25 protein-coding genes are annotated in these 25,732 nt (G+C 48.2%); 2 read left to right on the plus strand and 23 right to left on the minus strand.

The window, feature by feature from the left end:
* Window positions 1–130: 130 nt before the first annotated feature.
* From ACFQNF_RS05895 to ACFQNF_RS05915, 5 genes are all read right to left on the minus strand, one after another.
* Window positions 131–1,645 carry a sensor domain-containing diguanylate cyclase gene (locus tag ACFQNF_RS05895; RefSeq protein ID WP_380186874.1) on the minus strand — a complete coding sequence of 505 codons (1,515 nt, stop codon included), beginning with the start codon at window positions 1,643–1,645 and terminating at the stop codon, window positions 131–133.
* Between the two features lie 362 nt (window positions 1,646–2,007).
* On the minus strand, window positions 2,008–4,590 hold the full coding sequence (gene clpB, locus ACFQNF_RS05900) for an ATP-dependent chaperone ClpB (RefSeq protein WP_380186875.1): 2,583 nt from the start codon (window positions 4,588–4,590) through the stop codon (window positions 2,008–2,010).
* A 247-nt stretch (window positions 4,591–4,837) separates the two neighbouring features.
* Complete coding sequence (locus tag ACFQNF_RS05905) at window positions 4,838–5,260, minus strand: flagellar basal body-associated FliL family protein (RefSeq protein WP_380186877.1); 423 nt, start codon at window positions 5,258–5,260, stop codon at window positions 4,838–4,840.
* A gap of 162 nt (window positions 5,261–5,422) precedes the next feature.
* Window positions 5,423–6,937 (minus strand): cyclic nucleotide-binding domain-containing protein, encoded by a 1,515-nt coding sequence (locus ACFQNF_RS05910; protein ID WP_380186879.1) that lies wholly within the window; start codon window positions 6,935–6,937, stop codon window positions 5,423–5,425.
* 209 nt (window positions 6,938–7,146) lie between these two features.
* Window positions 7,147–9,411, minus strand: coding sequence for an Orn/Lys/Arg family decarboxylase (locus tag ACFQNF_RS05915; RefSeq protein WP_380186881.1), 2,265 nt, complete (start codon window positions 9,409–9,411; stop codon window positions 7,147–7,149).
* A 95-nt stretch (window positions 9,412–9,506) separates the two neighbouring features.
* Between ACFQNF_RS05915 and ACFQNF_RS05920 the strand changes: the two genes are divergently transcribed.
* Window positions 9,507–9,755 (plus strand): (2Fe-2S) ferredoxin domain-containing protein, encoded by a 249-nt coding sequence (locus tag ACFQNF_RS05920; protein ID WP_380186883.1) that lies wholly within the window; start codon window positions 9,507–9,509, stop codon window positions 9,753–9,755.
* 191 nt (window positions 9,756–9,946) lie between these two features.
* On the opposite strand, the gene ACFQNF_RS05925 is transcribed toward ACFQNF_RS05920, so the two are convergent.
* From ACFQNF_RS05925 to ACFQNF_RS05980, 12 genes are all read right to left on the minus strand, one after another.
* Window positions 9,947–10,651, minus strand: a complete 705-nt coding sequence (locus ACFQNF_RS05925; RefSeq protein WP_380186884.1) for a type IV pilus modification PilV family protein — start codon at window positions 10,649–10,651, stop codon at window positions 9,947–9,949.
* Window positions 10,645–11,985, minus strand: coding sequence for a pilus assembly PilX N-terminal domain-containing protein (locus ACFQNF_RS05930; RefSeq protein WP_380186886.1), 1,341 nt, complete (start codon window positions 11,983–11,985; stop codon window positions 10,645–10,647). Before ACFQNF_RS05930 ends, ACFQNF_RS05925 begins: the two co-directional genes overlap by 7 nt.
* Before the next feature lie 5 nt (window positions 11,986–11,990).
* On the minus strand, window positions 11,991–12,611 hold the full coding sequence (locus ACFQNF_RS05935) for a hypothetical protein (protein WP_380186887.1): 621 nt from the start codon (window positions 12,609–12,611) through the stop codon (window positions 11,991–11,993).
* Entirely contained in the window at window positions 12,602–13,126 is a 525-nt protein-coding gene (locus tag ACFQNF_RS05940) for a pilus assembly FimT family protein (RefSeq protein ID WP_380186889.1), read from the minus strand. The genes ACFQNF_RS05935 and ACFQNF_RS05940 overlap by 10 nt, the downstream gene beginning before the upstream one ends.
* Window positions 13,127–13,343: 217 nt before the next feature.
* Entirely contained in the window at window positions 13,344–15,293 is a 1,950-nt protein-coding gene (locus ACFQNF_RS05945; protein ID WP_380186890.1) for a hypothetical protein, read from the minus strand.
* A complete protein-coding gene (locus tag ACFQNF_RS05950; RefSeq protein ID WP_380186891.1) occupies window positions 15,290–15,934 on the minus strand; it encodes a PilW family protein in 645 nt (214 codons plus the stop codon). The genes ACFQNF_RS05945 and ACFQNF_RS05950 overlap by 4 nt, the downstream gene beginning before the upstream one ends.
* Complete coding sequence (locus ACFQNF_RS05955) at window positions 15,912–16,322, minus strand: hypothetical protein (protein ID WP_380186892.1); 411 nt, start codon at window positions 16,320–16,322, stop codon at window positions 15,912–15,914. The genes ACFQNF_RS05950 and ACFQNF_RS05955 overlap by 23 nt, the downstream gene beginning before the upstream one ends.
* Window positions 16,306–16,755 carry a pilus assembly FimT family protein gene (locus ACFQNF_RS05960; RefSeq protein ID WP_380186893.1) on the minus strand — a complete coding sequence of 150 codons (450 nt, stop codon included), beginning with the start codon at window positions 16,753–16,755 and terminating at the stop codon, window positions 16,306–16,308. The genes ACFQNF_RS05955 and ACFQNF_RS05960 overlap by 17 nt, the downstream gene beginning before the upstream one ends.
* Window positions 16,736–17,143, minus strand: coding sequence for a type IV pilin protein (locus ACFQNF_RS05965; protein ID WP_380186894.1), 408 nt, complete (start codon window positions 17,141–17,143; stop codon window positions 16,736–16,738). Before ACFQNF_RS05965 ends, ACFQNF_RS05960 begins: the two co-directional genes overlap by 20 nt.
* A gap of 81 nt (window positions 17,144–17,224) precedes the next feature.
* Window positions 17,225–17,653, minus strand: coding sequence for a DUF4124 domain-containing protein (locus tag ACFQNF_RS05970; protein ID WP_380186896.1), 429 nt, complete (start codon window positions 17,651–17,653; stop codon window positions 17,225–17,227).
* A gap of 54 nt (window positions 17,654–17,707) precedes the next feature.
* On the minus strand, window positions 17,708–18,118 hold the full coding sequence (locus ACFQNF_RS05975) for a type IV pilin protein (RefSeq protein ID WP_046353280.1): 411 nt from the start codon (window positions 18,116–18,118) through the stop codon (window positions 17,708–17,710).
* Between the two features lie 396 nt (window positions 18,119–18,514).
* Window positions 18,515–19,483: an L-threonylcarbamoyladenylate synthase gene (locus ACFQNF_RS05980; RefSeq protein ID WP_380186897.1), complete on the minus strand. Its 969-nt coding sequence runs from the start codon at window positions 19,481–19,483 to the stop codon at window positions 18,515–18,517.
* A gap of 225 nt (window positions 19,484–19,708) precedes the next feature.
* Here ACFQNF_RS05980 and luxS point away from each other — a divergent pair, with 225 nt between their 5' ends.
* On the plus strand, window positions 19,709–20,218 hold the full coding sequence (luxS, locus tag ACFQNF_RS05985; RefSeq protein WP_046353278.1) for an S-ribosylhomocysteine lyase: 510 nt from the start codon (window positions 19,709–19,711) through the stop codon (window positions 20,216–20,218).
* 54 nt (window positions 20,219–20,272) lie between these two features.
* Here luxS and ACFQNF_RS05990 read toward each other — a convergent pair whose 3' ends face one another.
* The 6 genes from ACFQNF_RS05990 to ACFQNF_RS06015 all read right to left on the minus strand — a co-directional run bounded on the left by ACFQNF_RS05990 (window position 20,273) and on the right by ACFQNF_RS06015 (window position 25,609).
* Entirely contained in the window at window positions 20,273–21,859 is a 1,587-nt protein-coding gene (locus ACFQNF_RS05990; protein ID WP_380186898.1) for a DHA2 family efflux MFS transporter permease subunit, read from the minus strand.
* Between the two features lie 64 nt (window positions 21,860–21,923).
* Complete coding sequence (locus ACFQNF_RS05995; protein ID WP_380186900.1) at window positions 21,924–23,009, minus strand: HlyD family secretion protein; 1,086 nt, start codon at window positions 23,007–23,009, stop codon at window positions 21,924–21,926.
* Entirely contained in the window at window positions 23,006–23,644 is a 639-nt protein-coding gene (locus ACFQNF_RS06000; protein WP_380186901.1) for a TetR/AcrR family transcriptional regulator, read from the minus strand. Before ACFQNF_RS06000 ends, ACFQNF_RS05995 begins: the two co-directional genes overlap by 4 nt.
* Window positions 23,645–23,878: 234 nt before the next feature.
* Complete coding sequence (locus ACFQNF_RS06005) at window positions 23,879–24,547, minus strand: Crp/Fnr family transcriptional regulator (protein ID WP_046353274.1); 669 nt, start codon at window positions 24,545–24,547, stop codon at window positions 23,879–23,881.
* A gap of 49 nt (window positions 24,548–24,596) precedes the next feature.
* Window positions 24,597–25,268 (minus strand): Crp/Fnr family transcriptional regulator, encoded by a 672-nt coding sequence (locus ACFQNF_RS06010; protein WP_046353273.1) that lies wholly within the window; start codon window positions 25,266–25,268, stop codon window positions 24,597–24,599.
* Entirely contained in the window at window positions 25,268–25,609 is a 342-nt protein-coding gene (locus ACFQNF_RS06015; RefSeq protein WP_380186903.1) for a hypothetical protein, read from the minus strand. Before ACFQNF_RS06015 ends, ACFQNF_RS06010 begins: the two co-directional genes overlap by 1 nt.
* Window positions 25,610–25,732: the final 123 nt, after the last annotated feature.

The raw sequence follows: 25,732 nt of genomic DNA on the forward strand, positions 1-25,732 counted from the left end.
ATGCTTATGTATTTTAAGACTATTTGCATAGAAACGCGACAGGCACTCTAGCAATTATTTCTGGGTTTGTAATGTTGAATAGTACAAAGGCGTGACAAAATCACATTTAAATCTTTAAGCGTAAAAAGGCTTACTGGCGGCTGAATGTGCTGCAGCTTTGCGCACATTGCACCTGATTTCTGCCTGCCGCCTTGGCTGCATACATGGCTTGATCTGCGCGGTTTAAGAGATGATCAAGGCTGCTGTCATGGTCTTCCAGCATCGCAACGCCAATGCTAATTGTGATACGGATGGTGTGTTCTTCATAGGAGACGATTGCTTGTGAGGCTACGGCCATACGCAATTTATTGCCTGCCAGAATGGCCTCTGCCTGTGTGGTACCGGGCAAAAGTAATACGAATTCTTCGCCGCCCCAGCGGGCAAAGCTATCGGACGCGCGTAGCTCGGCGTTGCATACCCGGCACAATTCTTTGAGGGTAAGGTCGCCCACCAGATGCCCGTATTGATCATTTACATTTTTAAAGTGATCGATATCAATCAGCAAAATAGACAGCGGTTGTTGATAGCGGCGGGCATAAGTCATGGCGTCTTCACAGCGATGTTGCCACTCCCGCCGGTTGGCTACACCGGTTAGCTCATCCGTGGTGGCTAATTCTTCTAGGCGGGTATTGGCTGCAGCTAAAGCTTTGGTTCTGAGTGCGACTTCGGCTTCGAGCTGTTGGCGGCTATGGCTGAGCAGCTCTTGTAATAAGGCTAAGTAATGTAGCGTTAAGCCAATGGAGAAAAGAAATAACTGCAAATTAAGAAATGAAAGAATAGGGCTGGGGTTTACAAAGGGGCCGGCATGCTGGGCGGTGCCGATCACTGAAAGTGTAAAAACAATAAACAGGGCTAAGGAGGTGCCTGCTAATCTGAAGCGAATCGCAATTAAAAGTAAAATAGGCAAGATGAGCATCAGTATATAGCTGTAAAAAAGAAAGCCGAGCGCAACAATCAGGGTAAGAATAGTTAAATAAGGAACCGCTGCCCGATAGTTATTTTTTAATGCCCCGGATTTCCAACTTACATAAATAGGTACGATGATAAAAAGCCCTGCCGTGTCGCCAATAATCAACACCAGCATTTGTTGCAGATTACTTAATAAATCCTGATAAACGATCATATTGCTCAGTGTCAGTACGCCATGCAGGAGCACCATGCTGAATAAGGCGGGAATAAAGCAAATTTTCAGCCAGAAATGGGGCAGATCGGTGGGCTTTTGTAAGGGGGGGCGGTGAGTGGTTTCAACAAAGTGATGCCATGCTTTGGCCGCCATCCATGATTGCCAGGCATCAATGGCGGCAGGTAGTATGCCTAGAATAAGTGCCGCAGCCAGCGGTTGTTTGGCATCGAGGGTGTTGAGGGACGCGTAATAGGTGGGGGTATTGAGGATAAAGCTGGCGGCAAAAATCAGCGGAAGTGCAAGGGGGCCAAGCTCTAGTAAAATCACTAAGCCGCAGCCAGCAGCAAGCCAGATAATGGCGATATTGCCTGGTGGTAGGTGGGCAAATTGAATACTGATCAAGCCAATGCCTACATAGGCTATGAGCAGGAATAAGGCGGTTAAAGCCTTAATGGATGTCAGAAATGTAAGAGCGTGCTTCATTACATTTTTTCACTGATTCGATCGTTAAGCTTATCTTATAATTTTCACAATTGTTAATTATTTGAATCGAGAAAGAAATTTTTTTTAAGACGGAGTAATTGGATTGCCCGCCTGATGGTGTTGCGCTTTCTTTATAAGTGATTAATCGCTTGTGGTGAATCGTTTAAATGGCCACATTGGGTGTTTATCAAAAATTAGAAGTAAGCCGCAATAAAAATTGATTATGCTTCTTTTGCCTGAGTGCGGCCTCAAAGTAAATTAAAGGGGGTGGGCGCTTGTGCCTCTGGATATCCGAGGGGCTTAGATAGAATAAGGGCGTTCCGAAGAACGCCCTTATTCATTAGTGGATGGTGGGCTCTGCTTTACTGAGATTGCTTAAAGCAAAGAACATCATTTTCGGCATCGATGGTGAGCAGATGGCCTGCACTGATTTTTCCTTCCAGAATGGCCCGCGATAACGGGTTTTCAATTTCGGTTTGTACTGCGCGTTTTAAAGGCCTTGCGCCATAAACCGGATCAAACCCTGCTGCGGCTACAATATCAAGCGCAGCATCGGTCACGCTCATTTCGATTTCCATATGCGCTAAACGGTTTTGTAAGCGATTAAGCTGAATGCGTGCAATATTTCTGATGGCCGCCTGATCGAGTGAATGGAACACCACCATTTCATCAATCCGGTTGACAAACTCGGGGCGGAAATGGCCTTGCACTTCGGCGAGCACGGCCATTTTGATGAGCTGATAATCCATGCTGGCCATCGCTTGAATTTGTGCGCTGCCTAAATTACTGGTCATCACGATAACCGTATTTCTAAAGTCCACCGTGCGCCCTTGCCCGTCGGTTAGGCGGCCGTCGTCCAGCACCTGCAGCAGGATATTAAACACATCGGGGTGCGCTTTTTCGACTTCGTCGAGCAGGATGACGCTATAGGGTTTGCGGCGAACGGCCTCGGTTAAGTAGCCGCCTTCTTCATAGCCCACATAGCCCGGAGGCGCGCCAACCAATCTGGACACGCTGTGTTTTTCCATAAATTCGCTCATATCGAGGCGAATTAAATGGTCGGGCGAGTCAAATAAAAACTCCGCCAGTGCTTTAGTCAGCTCGGTTTTCCCTACGCCGGTTGGGCCAAGAAATAAGAAGCTGCCGTAAGGGCGATTAGGGTCTGAAAGGCCTGCGCGGGAGCGGCGGATGGCGTCGGAGACCAAACGCACAGCCTCGGCTTGCCCAACTACTTTTTGATGTAGGGCGCTTTCCATGGCGAGCAGTTTTTCGCGTTCGCCTTGCAACATGCGGCTGACAGGGATGCCCGTTGCGCGGCTGACTACTTCGGCAATTTCTTCTGCGCCGACTTGGGTGCGTAGCAATTTGAGCTTGCCACCGGTGGCCTCGGACGCTTCGGCGGCTTTGAGCTTGGCTTCTAGCTGCGGCAATTGGCCGTATTGCAGCTCGCTGGCTTTGTCCCACTCGCCACGACGCTGGGCAGCGTCCATGGCGGTTTTAACGCGCTCAATTTCTTCCCGAATCGCTTGGCTGCCGAGTACGCTGGCTTTTTCTGCTTTCCAGATTTCTTCTAAGTCTGAGTATTCTTTCTCTAGCCGTGCGCTTTCCTCTTCTATCAGGGAAAGGCGCTTTTTAGAGGCATCATCTTTCTCGCGTTTTACTGCTTCGCGTTCGATTTTGAGCTGAATAATGCGTCGATCCAGCTTGTCCATCACTTCGGGCTTGGAATCGATTTCCATTTTGATACGGGCAGCGGCTTCGTCGATCAGATCAATTGCTTTGTCGGGTAAAAAGCGATCGGTGATATAGCGATGGCTTAGCTCGGCGGCGGCCACAATCGCAGGGTCGGTGATTTCTACCCCGTGATGGATTTCGTATTTTTCTTGTAAGCCGCGCAGGATGGCGATGGTGGCCTCCACGCTAGGCTCGTTCACCAGTACTTTTTGGAAGCGGCGTTCTAGTGCAGGGTCTTTTTCAACGTATTTGCGGTATTCATCCAGCGTGGTGGCGCCGATGCAATGCAATTCGCCCCGTGCCAGCGCGGGTTTGAGCATATTGCCCGCATCCATTGAGCCTTCGGTTTTGCCCGCGCCCACCAGCGTATGCAGTTCGTCGATAAAGATAATGGTATTGCCTTCGTCTTTGGCCAGCTCATTGAGCACGGCTTTCAGGCGCTCTTCAAATTCGCCACGGTATTTGGTGCCTGCCAGCAATGACGCCAGATCGAGCACTAAGACGCGCTTAGATTTGAGCGATTCAGGCACTTCACCATTCACAATCCGCTGGGCGAGGCCTTCTACAATCGCGGTTTTACCCACGCCCGGTTCGCCAATCAATACCGGATTATTTTTGGTGCGGCGTTGCAAAACTTGCATGGCGCGGCGGATTTCATCATCGCGGCCAATCACTGGGTCTAGCTTGCCCGCCTTGGCGCGCTCAGTCAGATCCATGCAATATTTATCTAGCGCTTCACGGCGTTGATCTGCTTCCGAGCTGTCTACACTTTGCCCGCCACGCACGGCATCAATGGCTGCTGCGACCGCTTCTTTCTTGGCGCCGTTTTCTTTGAGCAAACGGCCTGTTTCGCCTTTATCTGCTGTTAAAGCCAGCAAGAATAAATCGCTAGAAATAAATTGATCGTTGCGTTTTAGCGCGGCTTTGTCCGTTAGATTAAGTAAGTTACTCAGCTCTTTAGAAACAGTCATTTCGCCATCGCCGCCAGTCACTTTAGGTAGGCGTTCAATGGCGGCAGCAAGGGCGGTTTTGAGCGGATTAACATTCACCCCCGCACGGGCTAGCAAGGCGGAAGTGCCGGAATCCACGTCGGCCAGTAGCGCGGCCAAAACATGCTGGGGCTCAATATAAGGATTGTCGTTGGCATTCGCGCTGCTTTGCGCATCGCCTATGGCTTGCTGAAATTTTGTGGTCAGTTTATCAAAACGCATTCCGCACACCTCCAAGGTTTGTTCTTACGTTAGATATGGGGGCGTGGCAGGGCGAGATCAAGGGTCGAGAAAACCCAAATCTTAAACCACGGAGGAAAAGGAGTGCACGGAGGGCCACGGAGAAAAACATAGGATTGGGTTTGCCTTTGTTTTCCGCTACGAAGTATCGTCATTTCCGAGGGCCTTTGGCGGGAATTCAGCGGGGCTGCTGGATCCCCGATCAAAGCACTCGGGGATGACGGTTTTGCTATATTAGCCGCCACACTGTTTTTGTGCCTATTGCATAAAATAATCCATAGCCTAGGCAAATGAGCGAGCTCCAAATTGCAAAGGAGTTTATTTGCTCAGGCGCAATAAAGTAGGCAGGGATGAAGGCAAGGCCACGTACCAGATAAATCAGTGAAATAAGAGTCAGACAAATACGCATAAATGGGAAGCGTCGAATGAGGCCCGCGCCCGAAAAAGCATATAGCCCCCAGATAAATAAGATTGCTGCAATGCCAGTGGTAATTGCAGCGGGCATTAATGAACCCGCTTCAGCCATAGCGGCCATGTTCTCGCCTGCGCCAAAGAAGCGATACCATTGAGCGCCACCAAAGATGATTGCAATATGGACTAGCCCCGCAATAATGCTTAAAACACCGCCTATTATTAAGCTTTTTTTTTTCATCTTTGCCTCGGATTATTTCTACACTGTAAAGGTATGATTCAAGTCTACATAAGTAATATTGGGAGGGCAAAACGTTTTATCTTACCTTTGCGTGAGGAAATGTTACGTCGATCTGTTCGCGCGGGCACAAAGGCGCGCCCACCCTAAGGGATGGGAGAGTACTTACGCTCCGCGATTTAGCCCAATAAAATGCTGCAATTTGGCGAGGATTTCTGAGCGGGCAACGGGCGGGATGATGCTGTTGTCGTCGTTTAATAAAATTTGCTCTTCGGCTTGGCGTTTGACTAGCACTTCGGAGAACACGCCCGCTAGCTCGGGGCGGGAGAGGAGAATTTGCTGGAAGGATTCTTTATCAATTCGGTAGCACTCCACATTGCTACTCACCACCACGGTGGCCCGGATGGCTTCACCCGTCATCAAGCCCATTTCGCCAAAAAAGCTACCCGGCCCCAGCTTGGTGAGTAATTTACGCTCGCCCCGGGTGGGTTGTACCCATGCTTCGGCATCCCCCTTAATGATGATATACAGCCACTCTACTTTTTCGCCTTGGCGAATCATCACGTCGCCTGCCACATAGGGCGTAAAGCGCAGCTTGTCGGCGAGGGTGTGCAGCTCTTCTTCTTTTAAGGAGGTGAGTAGCTCCAATTTTTGTAAAACAGCAAGGCGCTCTTGAGTGTGCTGCTTGTGACGGCCTTCAAAGTAGCGCTCGTTTTCCTGTGTGACGAACACTTTATATTGCGGCGCAGCCAAGCGCAGGCTGTTGCGGCGTAGCACAGCATCGATCAGGGTGCGGATTTGTGAATCGGTAGGGTCGTCGTTCAAGATATCGGTAAGCCAGTAGCGCGCGGCGTAGCGGGCATTGCCTTTTTCAACATTCATCAGCAAGCAAGAGGGCGGAGGGTCTTGGGCAACATTGGGCGGAGCGGCTTCGCGGATGGCGTTTTCTATTAGCTGCATCACTTGTGTGGGCAGGGTGTCTAGCCCTACCTCAAACCAAACCCAGCGCCGCCAAGCCAGCGGTTTGTCAACGCGCTTACCGAGTAGCTGAAACTGGCCTTTCATCAGCATGCCGTTGGGAATCATTACCGTTTCGCCGTTGCGCGTTTCAACGCGGGTGGCTCGCCATGATAAATCGACCACCCGGCCGGTAAGATCGCCTAATTTAATCCAGTCGCCTTGCTCAATCGAATTATCTAAATGCAGTGCCAGCCCCGCCAGAATATTGCCCAGCGTATCTTGCATGGCAAAGGCCAGTACGGCGGTGATCACCGCAGAAGTGGTGACCAGCTGCCCCAATTGCAGCCCTGCTAAATGCAGGCGATAAAATACCCAGCCGATCATGGCAATGGCTTCAAGTAAGTCTTCGAGGATACGGGGGGGCTTTAGTCTGACTAAGGGGGCAAGTAGTTGAAAGAGCAGCATGCCCCAATAACGGATGATGGCAAAACCAAGCACCACCATAAAGGTTTCATGCACGGCTTTGGCGGCATTGAAGAGCTGATAACTTTCTAGTAATACACTGGAGTAAAGGCCAAGGCAGCCAAATGCCAGTAGTAAGATGCTATTAAATAAGCGATGGCGGCTGGTACGCACGCGGTAATAGAGTAGACAGCCCAGAACAAAGCTGCTGGCAAGAAAATAGAGGAGTGTTTGTAATTCAGAGGGCTGAAAACGCATCACAATATCCCAGTCTCAGGGATTAGAAAGGAAACTGCTTTCCTTGTTTGTAGCCTTTGATTGCGATGGTTGCTAGGTAATAGGTAACGGGGGTGTAGCTTGGGTTAGACGGTTTATTCGCAGGTTTTGGCGAATAAATCGGCGTAACCCAACATGCTCAGATGAAAAGAGCGGTGCGAAACAATGTAGTGTTCCGCACCTTACAAAAACTACGGCCTTACACAATCCATAAAGTAGCGGGTTTCGCCGTTACTCTTGTCTGCCACCAAGCCGTGAATATAGGTTTCAAAGCCGGGGAAGCGTTTGTTGAAATCTCGGGCAAAGCGGAGGTAATCAACGATGGTCTTGTTGAATACTTCACCTGGAATCAAAAGCGGAATGCCTGGCGGGTATGGAGTCAGCATCACGGCCGTAATGCGGCCTTCTAGCTCGTCGATGGCTACGCGGTCAATCTCGCGGTGCGCCATTTTGGCGAAAGCCTTGGCGGGCTTCATGGCCGGTTCCATATTGGATAAGTACATATCAGTGGTCAGGCGTGCCACGTCGTGGGAGCGATAAATACCATGGATTTGCTGACAAAGTTCTTTAAGGCCAATACGCTCATATTGCGGATACTGGGCAATAAATTTCGGCAGAATGCGCCATAGCGGGGCATTTTTATCGTAATCGTCTTTGAATTGCTGTAAGGCGGCCACGAGAGTATTCCAGCGGCCCTTGGTAATGCCGATGGTGAACATAATAAAGAAGGAATACAGGCCGCACTTCTCGATCACCACACCGTGCTCAGCCAAGTATTTGGTGATAATGCTGGCTGGAATCCCTTCGTCAGAGAACTTGCCGTCTAAATCCAAGCCAGGGGTCAGAATGGTAGCTTTGATCGGGTCGAGCATATTAAAGCCGTCGGCAATATCGCCAAAGCCGTGCCAGTTGTCGCCAGATTTCAGCATCCAAGCATCACGGTGATCCAAGCCTTCGTCGGTCAGATCATCCGGTCCCCAGACGGTAAACCACCATTCATCACCGTATTCTTCGTTCACTTTGCGCATGGCACGGCGGAAATCTAGCGCCTCAACCAAGGATTCTTCAACCAAAGCCGTGCCACCCGGCGCTTCCATCATGGCCGCTGCCACATCGCAAGAGGCAATGATGGAGTATTGCGGGCTGGTGGAGGTGTGCATTAAGTAAGCTTCGTTGAATAAATCACGATCTAGCTTACGGTTTTCTGGGTCTTGAATCAGAATCTGCGAAGCTTGGCTTAAACCTGCCAGCAGCTTATGCGTGGATTGGGTAGAGAACACCATCGATTCTTTGCAGCGTGGGCGATCTTCGCCAATGGCGTGGTAATCACCATAAAACTCGTGGAAAGCGGCGTGTGGCAGCCAAGCTTCATCGAAGTGCAAGCTGTCTATTTCGCCATCGAGCATGCCTTTGATTTCTTCGACGTTATACATAATGCCGTCGTAAGTAGACTGGGTAATGGTCAGAATACGCGGCTTGAAATTAGGATCGGCCAGTAGTTTTTCACGCGCAAATGGGTTATCCATCATCTTTTTGCGGATGTTTTCTGGCTCAAATTCGCTTTTTGGAATCGGGCCGATAATGCCGTAGTGATTGCGTGTTGGCATGAGGAACACCGGTACCGCGCCCATCATCATGATGGAGTGCAGAATCGATTTATGGCAGTTACGATCCACCACCACCACATCACCCGGCGCAACAGTCGAGTGCCAAACAATTTTGTTGGAAGTGGAAGTGCCGTTGGTTACAAAGAACAAGTGGTCGGCATTAAAAATACGGGCCGCATTGCGCTCGGAAGCGGCAATCGGGCCGGTATGATCCAGCAACTGGCCGAGTTCTTCTACCGCATTACAAACGTCGGCACGCAGCATGTTTTCGCCAAAGAATTGGTGAAACATTTGCCCAACCGGCGATTTCAAAAACGCCACGCCACCCGAGTGCCCCGGGCAGTGCCAGCTATAAGAGCCATCCTGGGCGTAATTGGTTAGCGCGCGGAAAAACGGCGGAGCCAAGGTATCCAGATAGCTTTTTGCTTCGCGGATAATATGGCGGGCGACAAATTCAGGTGTGTCTTCGTGCATATGAATAAAACCGTGTAATTCGCGCAACACATCATTAGGAATGTGGCGCGAAGTGCGGGTCTCACCATAGATATAAATGGGGATGTCTGGATTGCGGCGGCGAATTTCGGCCACAAAGCTGCGCAAGCTCGTCAGTGCTTCGTGGGTTTCTTCGGGGGAGCCGCCACCAAATTCTTCATCGTCTATCGATAAAATAAAGCCGGAGGCACGGCTTTGCTGCTGCGCAAATGAGGTTAAATCGCCGTAGCTGGTATAACCAACTACGTCTCTGCCCTCGGCCTCAATGGCCGCCGCTAATTCACGAATACCGGAACCACTGGTGTTCTCGGTGCGGAAATCTTCATCGATGATGATGATAGGGAAGTAAAAACGCATGGCAAAATCCTTGCAAACTAACAATTACTACAAAGGACGGCAAAGCCGGAAAGGCGCGTATATTAATCCCAAAATGTGTAGATATGTGGTGAAAAATGAAAACAATTGCCATCTGTGTAAATCGGCGCCTAAGTGGCCAGCCATCTTGTGCCGCCAGAGGCAGCGAAGCGCTGGCGCAAGCCCTGGAAATGGTGACAAAAATGCACGCCGATGTAAGGATAATTCGCCTGCCTTGCATGGGTGCATGCGAGGTGGGGCCAAACGTAAAAGTGGTTGGCGGGGATCTTTATCATGGCGTGGATTTAGCCATGTTGCCGCTGATTTTGGAGGAGGTTGGGGTGTAGGGCTGTTATCCAAGGGAAACCCAAATCTTGAACCACGGAGGCCACAGAGAACACGGAATTTCACGGAGAAAACCAAACCGTAGGGCGTACTCGAAGCATTGCTTACGGTTTATTAGTAAGTAATGCGCAGTACGCCACCCTATATGAGTCAAGTTAAGCATGGGCGACATGCCTGCCCTGCAAATATTTCCCTAACACACCCCAATCTTTTTCCACTGCCCAGCCGCCATATCCGGTGTGATATCGCTGCCGGGGCAGCCGCTCTCTAGTGTGCACTGATACAGGCTATTGCCAAACTTTGCCCATGCCCCCCAGAGCAAATCTTTTTTTGCCACCCACGCATAGGCGCAAGCGTCGCTGGGTGGGCTGGGTAAATCGCTAAGGGACGACCAGTTAATCTGACTGCTGAGGGTGATGTATTGCGTTTCACCGTAGCTGTCTTGCCAGTCCAGGACAACTTGTACACTGCGTTCTACTTGGTAGAGTTTTTGCGGATCGGGCAAGGTGGCTGCGGTGGGCGGGTTTTTGGCGATGGGCGGGCAGCCAAAATCGGGCGCAATGGGGGCAGGCAGGCTGATGTCTTTGATGAGGGTAATGCGGCGGTAGCTGGCTGTTTGTCTCTGGATATTTTCTAGCTCGGCATTTTCTGAGCCCTTGCTGCTATTCACGCTTATTCCACCGGATACAGAACTGCTGCGTGGGCATAGATTACTTTGGCGCAGTTTCTCAAGCTTGTCTTGCGCCAAAAACAGCGCTTCATTGCGGTTTTGAGCGATGCTATTATTTTTTAGGGCATTGCTTTGTAAGGCATTCAGGGCAAGAGCGGCCACGCCGATGATTAATACGGTGATGAGTACTTCTACCATAGAGAAACCGTTTTGCTTAGGGCTTAGCATTTGCCATCCTTACAGAAATCATGCCAGCTGCCCAGCTTATTGCCGCTAAGATTGCCGCCTGCGTTGGCTCCGATAAACATCCGCTCATCATAAGCAATATTGATCGAGCCTTCCGAGCCAGAGCCGGGTCTGTGCGCGCAAGCGCCATACATGCAGTCGCCCGGTGTTTTATCAAACACAGCACCCGTTACGCCTTCAAGATCGCCATTTACGGCCATTGCACCCAAGACTTGAATAATGCCGTTAAAGTGGTTGGTAAAGAGCATGCCGCTAATGGTGCTGCTGTTAGATACCATATTGCCGCCTGCGCCACCGGCGGTAAGCGCTGTGCTACCAAAGCCGCCCACTACCACAATGGCGGGGGAAAGGCTGGGGTAGCTGCTACCGATAATGCAGTCTTTAGGTGGTGTGAAATCGCCGTTAATCCAGATCAGGCCAGTGGCAGCGGGGCAGCTGCTTACGGTATTGCTGCCATTTTCTGGATTGATTTGTGTGGCCTGTTTTTTAAAATCGCTTGGACTCATACCAAAGACGGCGGCAAAAAGTTGGGTATTGGATAAATTGGCCAATGGGGCGTTATTGCTGCTATCTGGAGTGAGTGGTGCCCCCCAATAGGTAAAATCACCGCCTGTTGATACATTGCATAGTGGCTTGGGCTGACCAGAATGAGGGTCGAGCGACATACTGCCGCTCATATCTACATGCCCCTTGATGGTGAGGGCAATTTTTTTAGGATTAAATTCGGCTTTACGCGGAATATCAAAGCCACGCCTAACCACTGCGGCCGTTTGATCGCTGCCGGTGTTGGCGCAAAAAGGCGCTTGCTCGCTGCTTTCATCGGCGCACCCCTCACTGCTTACCATGCCGGTTTTTAAATCAACACTGCTGCGCCATGCGGTATTGTCAGCATTGATTTCCTGAGTGCCTATTTTTTGAAAGAGACTGCCGGTTTTTTTTGAAAAAATATAATTATTTTTTTTGAATTGTTCAGAGTAATCATAGGAATCACTATTCACCGCTACGCTATCCCAGCCACAGTTATTTGTGCCGGGTGCAGGTGGGATTGATGATGTTACTTTTTTTAAAATAATACCGTCGTGATTGGCATTTAAATTAATAGCTTCAATATCCCGGCGCATTTGCAATAAGGTCGCTTGTGCTCCCGCTTCTGCCGCTTCAAAAGCCTGCACTTGCTGGTAATGATTGACTGATGTTTTTTGAAAAACATAGCTATTTTTATTGGTAGATAAAACAAAAACCGTGGCAATTAAAGTGAGTACCAGGGTCACCGTGAGTGCGGCAACGCCTTTTTGATGAAATAGGATGTTCATCATGATGCTTATTCTTGTAGAAAAGGGCGGTTACGTAATTGTACATTCTGATTTAAATGCACTTTGAATTTTCCTGCATTATCCGTGGCTTCTAAATCAATATCTAAATTGCTGATTACTTCTTTAATCTCGCTGCCTTGTTTTTCAAAAGTGCTGTGAGGTGTAATTTTGAATTGTGTAATCAGTATATTACGCTCGCTGTTTAATGCCTGCCACTCCCCGTTGTTACAGCTGCTGGCGTCACTGGATGTCAGCATTTTAACCAAGCCTTTGCCATCTTTGGCTTGGCTGAACTGAAAGCCATGAGTGTCTTGCTTAGGGAAATCTGGATTATGGTAATTAAATAAAATACAGCTCTGGCTCGCCGTATTATTGAGCCATATTTTACGCATATTGGGTATTTCATTAGCATCAGGGTGATAGCCTGCGCGGCGAAGATCACGGCTAATTAAAGACAGCATGGCTTGTGTATCCTGCTGCAAAATAATATTGCGCTGGGTATCGGTGCTGGTAAATAAATTAGTCAGCGATAAGCTCGATATTCCCACCAGCAGTAGCAGCCCCATTGCGGTAGCAAGCATCATTTCAATTAAAGATAAGCCACGTTGTGAATAAAGCTTCAAACGCATTCTGCATACCCTCCGAAGGAGATACTACCCTGGGGCCGGCATAGGGTGGATAAGCCTGTGGCGGTAATTTGTAATTGCAGCTGGTATTGCCCAGATTGAAAGTTAATAAATTGCTGCTGGGTAAAATTAGGCAGGCCATTGAAATTATGGAATTTATTTTCTTTTAAGGCGTCGCTCAAAGAGTGTAATTCAACGCCTTTATGTTCTTCTGATGTCTGCTGGCGTAGCAAAGTGCTACCTTCGCTACAGGGCGTGATGGTACAAATTTGTAATGACCAATTCTGATTGTTTTGGCGCTTTGCCACATAAAAAACAGCGGGGCTGCGTGCTCCACCAAATTTAACTGCCGTGCTGCGGGCAAATAACCAATCATTTTGCGCTTCTAAAACGGCACTTTGCAGGCGATAGCGCTGCAACATCCCTGTAAAGCCGGGAATGGCAATGCTAAGCACAATACCCAGCACAATCAGGGTAACCATCAGTTCAATTAAATTAAAAGCATATTGTTTACGCATAAATGAATTTTTTGTGCGGCTGTTGTAGAGGTATAGCATCGGGCGTATCAGTTAAAGGCGTTTATTGCGATGAGGGTGCTTGTGGCAGGCGGGGGGTGTTTAATAAAGGGAGCGGATTCTACTCTTAAAACAGCAAAAACGTTGTTGGATCAGATCAAAGGCTTTGCTTGTCATCAATGTAAATCAGCCCCACAAATCTGATTTGTGGGGCCGAGGCTTATAAATATCTAACCCGGCGGACCACCGTGCTGGCGGCGTTGCCCGCACCGCCCCCACCTGGCGTAGATAGAGTTTGATCTGCTTTAAAACTGGCAGGCAAATTGGTCAGAATAATATTTGTACTATTTTGAATAGTGTTACTGGTTTTGCTGCCTAAAGCCAAGGCGGTAATATAGCCGTGAATTTTAGTATCGCCCGTATTGCCGTATAAATTCCCCGCCCAAACACTGCCGTAAATATCAGAGCTATTGGCAAAACTAATATCGCCGCCTTGGTAAGTATTATTCAATGTGCTGCCAGCCATCGTTGCAAAATTGCCAATACCACCATCAATATCACTATTCCACTCTGTGGCAGAAGCACAAAACTGCGATGGAGTTAATCCATAGCTTGTTTGATTGCAATAACCAAATGGTGAATAAGTAGTCGAGCCAACTTTTCCTGAATAGCCTGCATAGTTAGGCGCATAAATGGTGGCCGATGCTGTGGTTTTAAGATCTAAAGTGGCGATAAAGCTATTGTAATAAGTGCCATTTTGTACTGCTAAATGGCCTTCAAACCAAGCAACTCCGGGGGCAATGCCTTTGCCATTGATGGTCCATAGTTTTTTTGCGCCATCATATGAAAAGCAAGAATTAGAGCTTGAAAAGCCCTCACAAATTGTTTTGCTTGAAGCAACAGCAGGGCTTGTGCATTGCGGGGCAGATACCGCGCCTGATACCGCCGTGCAAAGATAGTCTTTTTTGTTATTGGCATAAGACCCAATAAAGTAATCGCCTTCGGCAACGCCCGTTATTCGTTTGACTTTCACTTTCATGCGGCCATCGCTATCGGCATAAAAAGCGTAATTAGCCAGTTCTTTATAGGCATAGGCATCAAAGCTATCGTCAGGAGTGAGCGTAACAACGGGAACATTAACGATCAAATCAGGCACAACGCTGATCATGCGGGTATTAAACCAATCGCCGGGTTTGCTTACACCTAGCTTTACTTTGTCAAATTTTGGTTTGCCCGTTGCCCCTGTATAGCCTGCGGCCACGTCAAACTGGGGCAAGGTGGTGATTTCAAAGTGATCGACTATAGGATTAAAGCTATATGCTGTTTGGTAGCCTGTTTCTAGCTTTGCCCCCCCATTGGTGATATTCAGCGCGCCACCTGCCAACAGGTCAAGTACTTCTGTTGAGTTGTCGATTTCGATATTGCCATTGGTGGTGACATGGGAAATGATCCCGTTATTTTTTAAGAAAATATTGCCGCGGGAGAGCAGGGCTTTGGAGCTGGTGCTGCCCGTGAGTGTGATATTGCCATTGGCGTGCAGCAAGCCAAAGCTGCTGCCAGAGGTGATTGTAATATTGCCGGTAGAGCGGATAATGCCAACGCCTGTGATTGAATTACCGCCGGTTTCTACATTGCCGTTGACGCGGATTTCCATATTATGGATGTCGCCTTCAAACAATTTGATGGCACCACCCAGCTTTAAATCACTATTAAACATCACCACCCCGCGAGAGGGGCGCGATGGTAGCGTGGCAGGCGTCACTGCGATATTTGCGCTAAGCCTTGAGCTGGATGCAAGGCTTGTGCCAGTGCCCGCCATGCCCGTGACTACAAGGGTGAACTGAGCAGGATTAGCCCCTGCAGCGGCGGTTGCGCCCGTCAGCTGCAGTGTAATGTCGTTCACCCCGTTTAAAGTCATATTTTGCGGTACGCTTGCAACTGCCGTTGCCAGTGTTTGCAACTGAGCTGCCGTCATTCTTTGAAAAACAGACTGAGCAATATCCAGCCCCTGCCAGGCCCGCATCTGTGCCTGAGTGGCGGCTAGCGAGGTGTTTTGCTGCTCTTGCATGCTTTTTACATAATAATTAGAGCCTAAAACAGTTGCGCCAAGGGCCATACCCACAAAAATGAGGATCAGGACGGTGGCCATGCCTGTTTGCTGTTTTTTCATGGGGAAATCACTAGGTTGGATAAGCAGCTTTGCGAGCGAATGGCCTGCCCGGTTGCATTGTTTGATTGGATGGTAACGGTGGCTTTGCCTGGGCTGGCATAGCCAAACTGGCTGCATGTGCCCGCTGTATTACTCAGTACAAAATTAAAAGTACCAATGCTTGCGAGTGGTTTAGCGGGGGCCCAGCTGGCAGTAGACCATTCGCTAAGGGCGCTGCAGTTAATGGGGCCGAGCAGCATTAGGCCTTTATCAGGCGCAGCAAAAAGAGCCGAGCATTCAAAATTAGTGCCAAGATTACGCAGCCAGACTAGGGTATTGGCCGCTTCGCCACTGGCTGCAGCCGTGCCGCTTAGCTTATTGGCCGCAGAGAAAGCCGCGCCTTTAAGCGCAATGATATTGGTGCTTACGCTGGCATCCGTAATACCAAAGCCGGCGTCTTGCAGCAGAATGGGCGCGATGGTCATTGCGCTGCTTCTTTCGGTGTCTTGCTTACTGATTTGTGTGGTATCGGTGGATATTTTGATGGAGTGGCGAAACAGGGTGAGCATAGCCACGGCGGTGATCAGCGAGATGGTGATGCCCACCATCATGCTGATTAAAGAAACACCACTTTGCGATTTAATTGAGCGATATAACACCATCGCCCCCAATCAGTGCTGCATTCGCTGAATCTTGTTTGGTGGTTAAGCTAGAGCCTGTAATCGGCGAATTGGGGGCTGCTGCTACATCAATGGTTTGGCCTGCTACCGTCGCTGTAAAGGCGCTGCGCTGGCACTGGGCGGTGAGTGCCACGCTCTGATCTGCAACGGTAAGAGATGGGTTTGTCGCGGCGCATAAAGCGCTCAAGCCCTGAGTTTGCGCGGCTGAGCGCAGGGCAAACAGAGCCATGTTTTGTGCTGAGGTGTATTTTTGTGCCACGGCGGTTTTGGCCACTAAAAATGTCAGCCCAATCATAATAAAGCTGAGTAGCACAATCGAAACCAGCGCCTCAACCATTGCGTCGCCTTGTTGTTTATACAAGCTTGCCATTTACGTGATCGCCTTTTTTTGTAATGGTGTAATTCAGGGCTCTTACGGCAAGACCTGTTCTATCGAGCTGGATGGTGGTGATGTCGTTGCTTTCGCTGTCGCTAATGCTGATCTCGGTGTTTTTTGCAAAAGAGGCTGACCAGGTGGCGGTGTTGGCAGTGCAGTTGCCACCCCCCACATTGCCAGCGCAGATAAAGACTTTTTGCCCGGTGATTTGTAAGCCTGCTGCCGTGCCGTTGGCGTTTCTGATGGCCAGCGCTTTGGCTTTGGAGTGCGCCATTTTTAAAACGCTTTCCGATTTTTGCAAATCACTGGAAACCAGCCAGGAAGACCCGAGCGAAACAGCGGCAAGGGTCAGCATAATAAAAATCACCATCGTGACCATCAGCTCAATCAGGCTAAAGCCTGCTTGCTTACCAGGTTGTGAATCCACAGCCGGCTCCTGTTGCGTTACGGTCATTGGCAGAATTAAGCGTGAGTGTGCAGGTAAATTTTGTGCTGATGGCAGTGAGGGTGTAAGCGTTATTTGTCCAAGTTGCTTGATAGGTAAAATCGGGTCGGGAAGGCGTCCAGCCCGTCACAAGCGCTTTTGTTGTGGCAGTGGTTTCTGTGGGGCTGTCTGTTGCAAAGGTGTAGGTTAACCGGCGCTGCAGTTGTTGCTCGAAAAAAAGAGAAAGCGAAACCAAATCACCTGCTGCAGATTTAGCCGCAGCCTGACGGATATATTGCTGGTAACTGGGAATAGCAATTGAGGCCAAAATAGCAATAATCGCGACAACAATCATCATTTCTATCAGGGTAAAACCGTTCTTTTTCATCATATTCCAAGGCGTAATAGCAGAGGCAGGGATTACCTGGCTATGCAGAAGTGGTTTGTATTTAATAAACAAACGTACTTTTAATTAAGAAGGAGATTTGAGTGCTTCTTTGTTTTTTTTGATTTGATTTAAATTAGCGTTATAAATTTCAGTGGCTTGAGTTTCTGCCTGAATCTGACTTAATAAATTGGCACGGATATTGGGGCTTTTTTCTTCTGCGGCCTGTTTATAAAGCCTGGCTATTTTTTCACGGGATTCCGTGATATTTTTTAAATTGCGCTGTTCCATATTGTTTAATACGGTGAGCGCTTCATTGGGGGCGGGGTTAGGCGCAGATGCTTGAGTATTGGCCGCCGTGGCAGGTTTAACCATATGCAGCTTAGCGTTGGAAGGCATTGATACGGCGTCGCCAAAGGTCACTCTGCCATTGGCGTCTTTTTGTATATACACAGCAGATGCAAAGGTTAAGGCGGATAAAAAGGCAGTGCCTAAAGCGAATAGTGCGCGGAGCATGATAAACAAGCCTTCAGCTAATTTAATAAATAAAGCGTTATCAGAGAGTGGCGGTTATTTTTGCCAGCATTGGGTTGGGGTGTTGGTGGTGTTGCCATTGCTTACGCTCATCGTTAATGTGGCGCAGTCTTTGTCGTTGCTCTGTGATTTGATTGCGGTGGCTGTAATGACATAAGCAGCACCTGAAGTATTGCTCACTTTAATTTCATAAAAGCCACTGTCGCTGGTGACGACCTTGTTGCTGGCACTGAGCTTAAGCCCTGTGGCGCTCAGATCATCGGTGTAGCCCGTATTATTTGCCCGCCACTTTTCCTCAGCCTGCTGAATTTTAGACATCATTACCACCGCATCACTGCGGCGGCTTTTGCGCACGCTATCTTGATAGCTGGGCAAAGCGATGGCAGCAAGGATGCCGATAATGGCAACCACCACCATCATTTCAATGAGTGTAAATCCTTTGCTCATGAGGTTTTCACTTAGGGTGTTTTATTTATGTAAGGTAATATTAGTGGTATTGCTGAGAGGGGGCAATCTATTTGTGCTATATAAGCAAACTGTTATTTTTAAGATGGTTTTGGGTAAGTATCGTGGCAGAAGTTTGGTTTGTGTTGAGTGTTTTTTAACTTAGATGAATGATTTTATTGATATAAATTTTATTTATTCATTTGGTATTTTTTGTTTTTTCGAGATGTTTTAAACAAAAATAAGGCTAACTTTGCTGTTCTTTTGATGCGAAATGATTATGAAAATTTGCAAAGTGGTATTGCACAAAATCAAGTAAGCAAAAAAAATCCCCAGCACTGGGTGATGGGGATGTTGTAGAAGGGTTGACTATTTAAGCGGGCTGAAGGGCGCTTATTCTTATCCCATTTTTTGATGCGCGGCACGGCCAAGACGGTCATGCACCGCCAGCCATGCAGGTTCGTCAGGTGGCAGCACCAGCAAAATAGCATCTAGGCCCTGCGTGTCTAAATCGCGCAGCGTGGCATAAATCATTTGTGCGTATTCATCGGCATGAGCAGGCATCAGAATATGAATCGCCGCATCATCTTGGGGTAAAGGCGCTTGAGTATGCAAAATAGCGAGCTTTTGCCCTGCTCTGGCCACGGCTGCGGCGGCCATTTGTTCTTGGTTGCCGGTTAATAAGGTGGTGCGCGGCGCATAGTGGGAATCCAATAAGCCGGATGCACGAATTTTGGCGCTGCTGGCGTTTTGTAGGTGTTCAATGGTGTGTCCAAGCACGGTTTCAATCGCTGTCCGCGCTACGCCGCCGGGGCGAAGTAAGACAGGGCGTGGGCCGATCAGGCTGATAATCGTTGATTCAACGCCCACATCGCAAGCACCGCCATCCAGAATAAGCGACACGCTTTCTGTGCTGAATTCATCTCGCACATGCTGGGCCGTGGTGGGGCTGACATGACCGAACTGATTTGCGGAAGGGGCAGCAATGCCGCCGCCAAAGCGCTGTAATAATTCATGCGTGATTGGGTGATTGGGCGCGCGTAAGCCCACGCTTTCTTGCCCGCCAGTGACAGCATAAGAAACATGCGGCTGTTTTTTAAGAATCAGCGTGAGCGGGCCGGGCCAAAAAGCATCTGCTAGTTTCCAAGCGTCTTCGGGAATATCCATCGCCCAGTCGTTCAGCTGTGCTTTGCCTGCAATATGCACAATCACGGGGTGATCGTTGGGGCGGCCTTTAGCGGCAAATATTTTTGCTACCGCCAGAGGCTGGGCGGCATCAGCGGCCAAACCGTAAACCGTTTCAGTGGGAATACCGACCAGCTCTCCCGCTTTGAGAAGGGCAAGTGCTTGATCCAGATCGCTAGTCATTTGATGCTTTCAGCAAAAAGAGCGAATTATACCTTGATGCCTTGCCTGCGCGAAGGGTAGTGCTTGGGGGCGTGGCTCAGTGGCATTTTTTCATTGGGCCGAGATTTTTTTCAAGCTTGCTAAGTATTATCCCGAGTTATTTACTGCGTGATACCATCTTGCCGATACACCTTGAATCGGTATGAGATTTAGGGATAGGCCGCTAAAAACATCAGAGAGAAAGATATGCCTTTATTAGATAGCTTTACCGTTGATCACACCCGTATGCAGGCCCCTGCTGTGCGCGTTGCTAAAACTATGCTGACGCCTAGCAAAGATACCATTACCGTTTTTGATTTACGTTTTAGCGTGCCTAATCAAGAGATCCTTTCTGAGCGTGGCATTCATACGCTAGAGCATTTGTTTGCCGGTTTTATGCGTGACCATTTAAATGGGGATGGGGTAGAGATTATTGACATCTCGCCGATGGGCTGTCGTACTGGTTTTTATATGAGTCTGTGCGGCGCACCTAGCGAGGCAAGAGTGGCCGCTGCCTGGAAGCTGGCGATGGAAGACGTCTTAAAAGTAAAAGAGCAAAGCGAAATTCCTGAGCTGAACGAATATCAGTGCGGCACATTTGTAATGCACTCGCTGGAAGAGGCGCAAGGCATTGCCCAGAATGTAATCACGCGCGGGATTGGTGTGAACCGCAATGATGAGCTGGCTTTGTCAGAAGAGAAGTTACAATCGTTGTAATGCGTATTTGAATAAAAAAGGTTGATTTTTGATCAGCCTTTTTTGTGCGCGCAATTAATGCGATAAATCACTGCCTGCGCTCATTTGCTGGTTTTTCATGACAAAAAGAAGCGGCGTTACGCAAAGCATGGCAAGGCCAAATAACATAAATAAATGCGCAAAAGAAAGCATTTGTGCTTGTTTGGCAATTTGCTGGGCAAGTAGGGCCTGTGCTTTTAGTGGGGCCAGTGTTTCTGGTGTGCCCATCATGATTAATTTGCTTTTTAAGCCAGCAAGGCGCTCTATGGTTTGGGCGCTATTGGTAATTACATGCTCATTGAGTGCAGCACGTTTAGTATCTCCTAATTGCGCTAATAAAGTCGCCGATACTGCAATGCCTACGCTGCCACCTAATTGGCGGGTTAAATTATATAAACCCGCCGCATTTGGAATTTGCTGTGGCAGGATATTTGCCATGGTTAATGTATTTAATGGCATAAAAATCATCCCTAAGCCCATGCCGCGAATAATCATCGGCCAAAGAAAATCACTCATTCCCGAGTCGGTCGTAAAGTGATAATGCTGCCACATGCCATACATAAAGAGCAGCGCCCCTGCGGCAATGAGTGCACGGGCAGAAACACCACGGGCGACTAATTTAGCCGATATCGGCATCATCATGCCCGATGCTACTGCTGAAGGTAAAATCATTAAACCCGTTTGCCATGCGGTATAGCCCATTAAACTTTGCACATAGACAGGGAAAATAAATACCGTAGAAAATAGCGATGCACCTAGTAAAAAAGTCATCACTAGCCCGGCAGAAAACTGTGAATCTCGGCAAATGGCTAAATCGACAATCGGGTATTTAATTTCTAATTGGCGAGTAATAAATATGCTTAGTGAAAAAAAACTAAGCAGGGCATAAGCGATAATTTCATAAGAGTGAAACCATTCTAGCCGCTCGCCACGTTCCAGCATTAATTGCAATGCAGCGATGCCTGTGGCCATTAAAATAAGCCCTAAATAATCAATTTTTTTAATCGCTTGCTGATGTTTTGAATCAGGCATGTAAATCAGCGTTAAAAGCAGTGCAATCCCGCCCAAGGGTAAATTAATATAGAAAATCCAAGGCCATGAATATTGATCGGTTAGCCAGCCACCTAATGTAGGCCCTAGCATTGGGCCGGTCATAATCCCCATGCCAAAAATAGCCATGGCGGTACCCATTTCCTTGCTAGGAAATGTTTCAAATAAAGTGGATTGCGCCGTGGCAATCAGCCCGCCGCCGCCTAAGCCCTGCACAATACGCCAGAAAACTAAGCCACCCAAGGTGGTCGCATTGCCGCAGGCAAAGGATGAAAAAATAAACAGGGCAAGCGATAAAATAAAGTAATTTCTACGCCCAAATAATTGCGATAAAAAGCCAGAAATAGGCAAAACAATCACATTGGCAACCACATAGCCAATCGATACCCAGGTAATTTCATCGAGCGTTGCGCCAAGTGTGCCCATCATATGTGGCACGGCAACGTTCACAATGCTGGTGTCCAGCAGCTCTAACACACAGGCTAATGTCACGGTTATTGCAATAATATAGCGGTTTGCATAAACGTTTTCTTGCGTATCAGAACGGGATAAACCCGGTAAAATGGCTTTCATATCGCCTCTTGCTTGTGCTTTTTTAGGGGAGGGGAATCCCGCTGTGATCAGCGTGGCCTGTAAATTAAGGCGTATTGATCACGACATTAACTGATAAACCTGGGCGTAATTGATTGCCTTTGGGTAATTCATCTAAAACGATTTTGACTGGCACACGTTGCACTACTTTAGTGAAATTACCGGTTGAATTATCAGCAGGCAGCAGGGTGAAACGCGCACCGGTTGCAGGACTAAATGAATCTACTTTGCCTTTGAGCTTTAAATCAGGAAAAGCATCGACTTCAATTTCGGCGCTTTGGCCTAATTTAATTTGTTTTAATTCTGTTTCTTTTAAATTGGCAATGACCCAGATTTTATCGGTGGGAACCAAATACATTAATGTTTGACCCGCCTGAATCATTTGGCCCGGCTCTACTGCTTTTTTGCTGATGACCCCAGTAGCGGGTGCATAAACTTGTGTATCAATGAGCTGATTACGTGCAAATTGTAAGGTGGCTTCCGCTGCCAGCGCTTTAGCCTGCGCCGATTTAAGCCCTGCTGATGAAACAACCACTTGCTGATCGGCCGCATTCGCACTTTCTTTGGAAGTGCGTAGTGCTGATTCAAGCGCGCTAACACGGGCATCAGCAGCTTTAACCAAGGTATCTGCACTATCTAATGCCGCTTGGCTGAGCATTTTTTGTGCGGCAAGCTCTTTGCTGCGGGCTAAATCCTTACGTGCTTTGGCTGCATTGGCGCGTGCTTCGGTAATTTGTGCTTCAGCCGTGTGAGATTGTGCTGTGGCTGCTGCTGCGTTGGCACTTGCTGCACCAATGCGGGCAAGGGCTTCGCCGGGTTGTTTGTCGTGGCCAGCTGCAGATAAGGCCTGACGATAGTCTGCATCTGCTTGCGCTACTTTGACTTGATAATCGCGAGGGTCAAGTTCAATTAATAAAGATTTTTGTGCGACCTGCTGATTGTCATTGACCGGTACGGCTTTGACATAGCCGCTCACACGGGCCGCAATCGGTACAATATGGCCTTCAAATTGCGCATTATCACTGCTGATATGGTGATTGCCCCACCACCAGCGATAGCCTAGAAAGCCAAGTACAATCAGTAACATAATCGCAAGAATGCTGCGTGCAGGTGAGGCAGATTGGGTGCTCATAGCGTGTGCTCCGGGGCGATGGCAATGCCATGCAAAACGATATCGAGATGAAATTGAGCCAGTTGGTTTAGATCGTAAGTAATAGGATCTTGGCTTGCATAGGTATGCCGCCAGATGCTGGTCAGCAAAATAGGGGAGAATAGTATTCTGGCTAGCATGTCTGGGTCAGTTTGGCGAAACTCACCGCTATCTACACCTGCTTTAATCAGCAGCATCAGTAGTGCGCGCGAGCGCTTGATGACGGTTTCTATATAAAAATCGGTGAGCTCGGGGAAATTGCCTGCTTCAGAAATCATCAGTTTGGAGATGCTGCCCTTACATTCATTCAGTGCAGTAGCCCAGCTGTGAATGGCGGTGCGTAAGCGAATTGTTGCCGATTCAGTGCTTTTAAGTGCCAGCTCTTCGATTCTATCCAGATTGGGGTGGATTGTTTCGCTGATTGCCGCCTTAAACAGCGCCTCCTTGCTAGGGAAGTAGAGATACAGCGTGCCCTTAGTGACGCCTGCTGCACGGGCAATATCATCGAGCTTGGTTGCCGCATAGCCTTTTTGGTGGAATAAAATCAGCGCGGCTTCAATGATTTCACCGGGGCGTGCTTCTTTGCGCCTTTGGCGTGGGCCAGCGATATCGGACATGATGCTCTCTGTTTAATAACTAACTGGTCAGTCATTAAATAGACAGAAATAGGCCTTGTCAATAATTAGGCGGTCGCTTAGATCTTAATTTTGAAGGGATTTGGAAGAAAATTGACGATTATTACGGTTTTGTGGCGGAAAATTGCGTTGTCAAAGAGGGATTTTAATACTTAGGAAGGGGAGTCTGGCAGACGAGTGTCTGCCAGATTTTTCTAGGGCATTACTAGGAGCAGATTAGAAGCGCTCAGGTAGTTTTTGCAACAAGATGATGCGCTTGTTTTCTAAGCGGATATAACCACCGAAAACCAGTTCTTTCAGAATACGCGCAATCATTTCACGTGAAGAGCCTACGCGATCAGCAATCGCTTGCTGGGTGAGCGGCTCGGAAATCATTTCTTGCCCGTCAGCTTCGGTCAGCATGCCTTCAAACAAGGCGCGCACACGGCCATAAACATCCAGTAAAGCGAGGTTTTTCATGGTGAGCGAAAGACGGCGAACCATACGCGCTAAGTTCATGATGAGCTGATCTTTGGCATTAGGCAGCGAGCCCAGTGCTTCGCGGAAGTCTTGTTTGGAGAACATCAGGAAAGATGAATCGTCTTCGGTTTGGGTAGACCAAGATCGTGGCTCGTCATCAATCAGGGAAACTTCGCCAAATACATCGCCAGGCTCGCCAATCATAAAGACGAATTCTTTGCCTTGATTGTCGCTGGTAAACGAGCGGGTGCGTCCTTCCATCAGGATATACATGGATTCGCCAGGGTCGCCTTCGCGGAATAAGAAGGTACCTTTAGGCAGGTGGCGTTTTACTGCGGCATTTAAGACAATGTCTAAATCTTCATCGGCAAAATCCTGGAAAATGGCAGATTGCGATAAAAAGTTTTTAAGTAAATGATGGTCCATGAGTGTTATATCTCCGTGGCTCAGTGCCTATTTCTGGCAATATTGGGTGTTAAAAATGTTCGGGTAATTTTTGTAATAATTCAATTCGGCGATTTTCAATGCGAATATAGTTGCCAAATACCAGCTCACGCATTAATTTTGCGATCATTTCTCTGGATGAGCCAACACGATCGGCGATCGCTTGTTGGGACAAAGCATCTTCAATATAGCGACGACCATTCACTTCAACGGCTAAACCTTCAAGTAGCAAGCGCATACGGCCATATACATCCTTTAGCGCTAATGATTTCACCATATTGGCTAAATAACGATTGTAACGAATCATATTACGCAGCAAGTTATTGTTGAGTAATGGCGTTTTTTCAAGGAGCTCCAGGAAAGAAGTTTTGCTAATGCTCAGTAATTGGCAGTCTTCTGCCGCATCAATCGAGAGCGATCTGGGTTCTTCATCAATTAAGGCCATTTCACCAAAACTGGTGCCAGCTGTTGCAACATAAAAAACAAATTCCTTACCGGTATCCGCACTAGAGAAACAGCGTAATCGCCCTTCGATCAGTACATACATCGATTCTGCAATATCGCCTTCAGCAAACAATAAAGAGCCTTTGCTGAGCGTGCGCCGGTTAGATATTTTTTCGATAGCCGCCAGAATGCTATCGTCTAAATCAGTAAATAACGGCACAGAAGCGAGTAATTGGTAAAGGGCGGTATTCTTAGTCATTAGTGTTCTGCTTTGTCGGCTTCTGCGGGCTTTTCTTCGGATGCGTCATTTTTCTCTACTTTTTTTACAGCAACAGGAGGAGGTGGTTCATCTTCTGGCGGAGAAATCACATCAATCTTTTTTTGCTGCATATACTCGTTCATTTCTTTCCAGCCTGCGAAAATATCGGCTTTGGGAATTCTGATATTACGGCGATAGCAATCTTCAAGTGCTCGTCCGCTATGGCGGCAGGCTGCGCCAATTGCTTTGCCATTGGCTTGCTGCTTGTTCACCACTTCCATGACTTTATCGCAGCCAGTTAGTGTGATTAATCCAAATAGCATAATAATAAGACGACGCATTTGCAGAGGCCAGTATGTCAATAGTATTGTTATTAGTGTAAGTGAAAAATCAGCTATCTGTTCAGCCATCTTATTTTTAGCAAAACAAAGACCGACATGTGCCGGTCTTTGTTTGGTAATGGC

Origin of the sequence: Iodobacter arcticus, from assembly GCF_042664895.1 — a bacterium.
GTDB lineage: Bacteria > Pseudomonadota > Gammaproteobacteria > Burkholderiales > Chitinibacteraceae > Iodobacter > Iodobacter arcticus.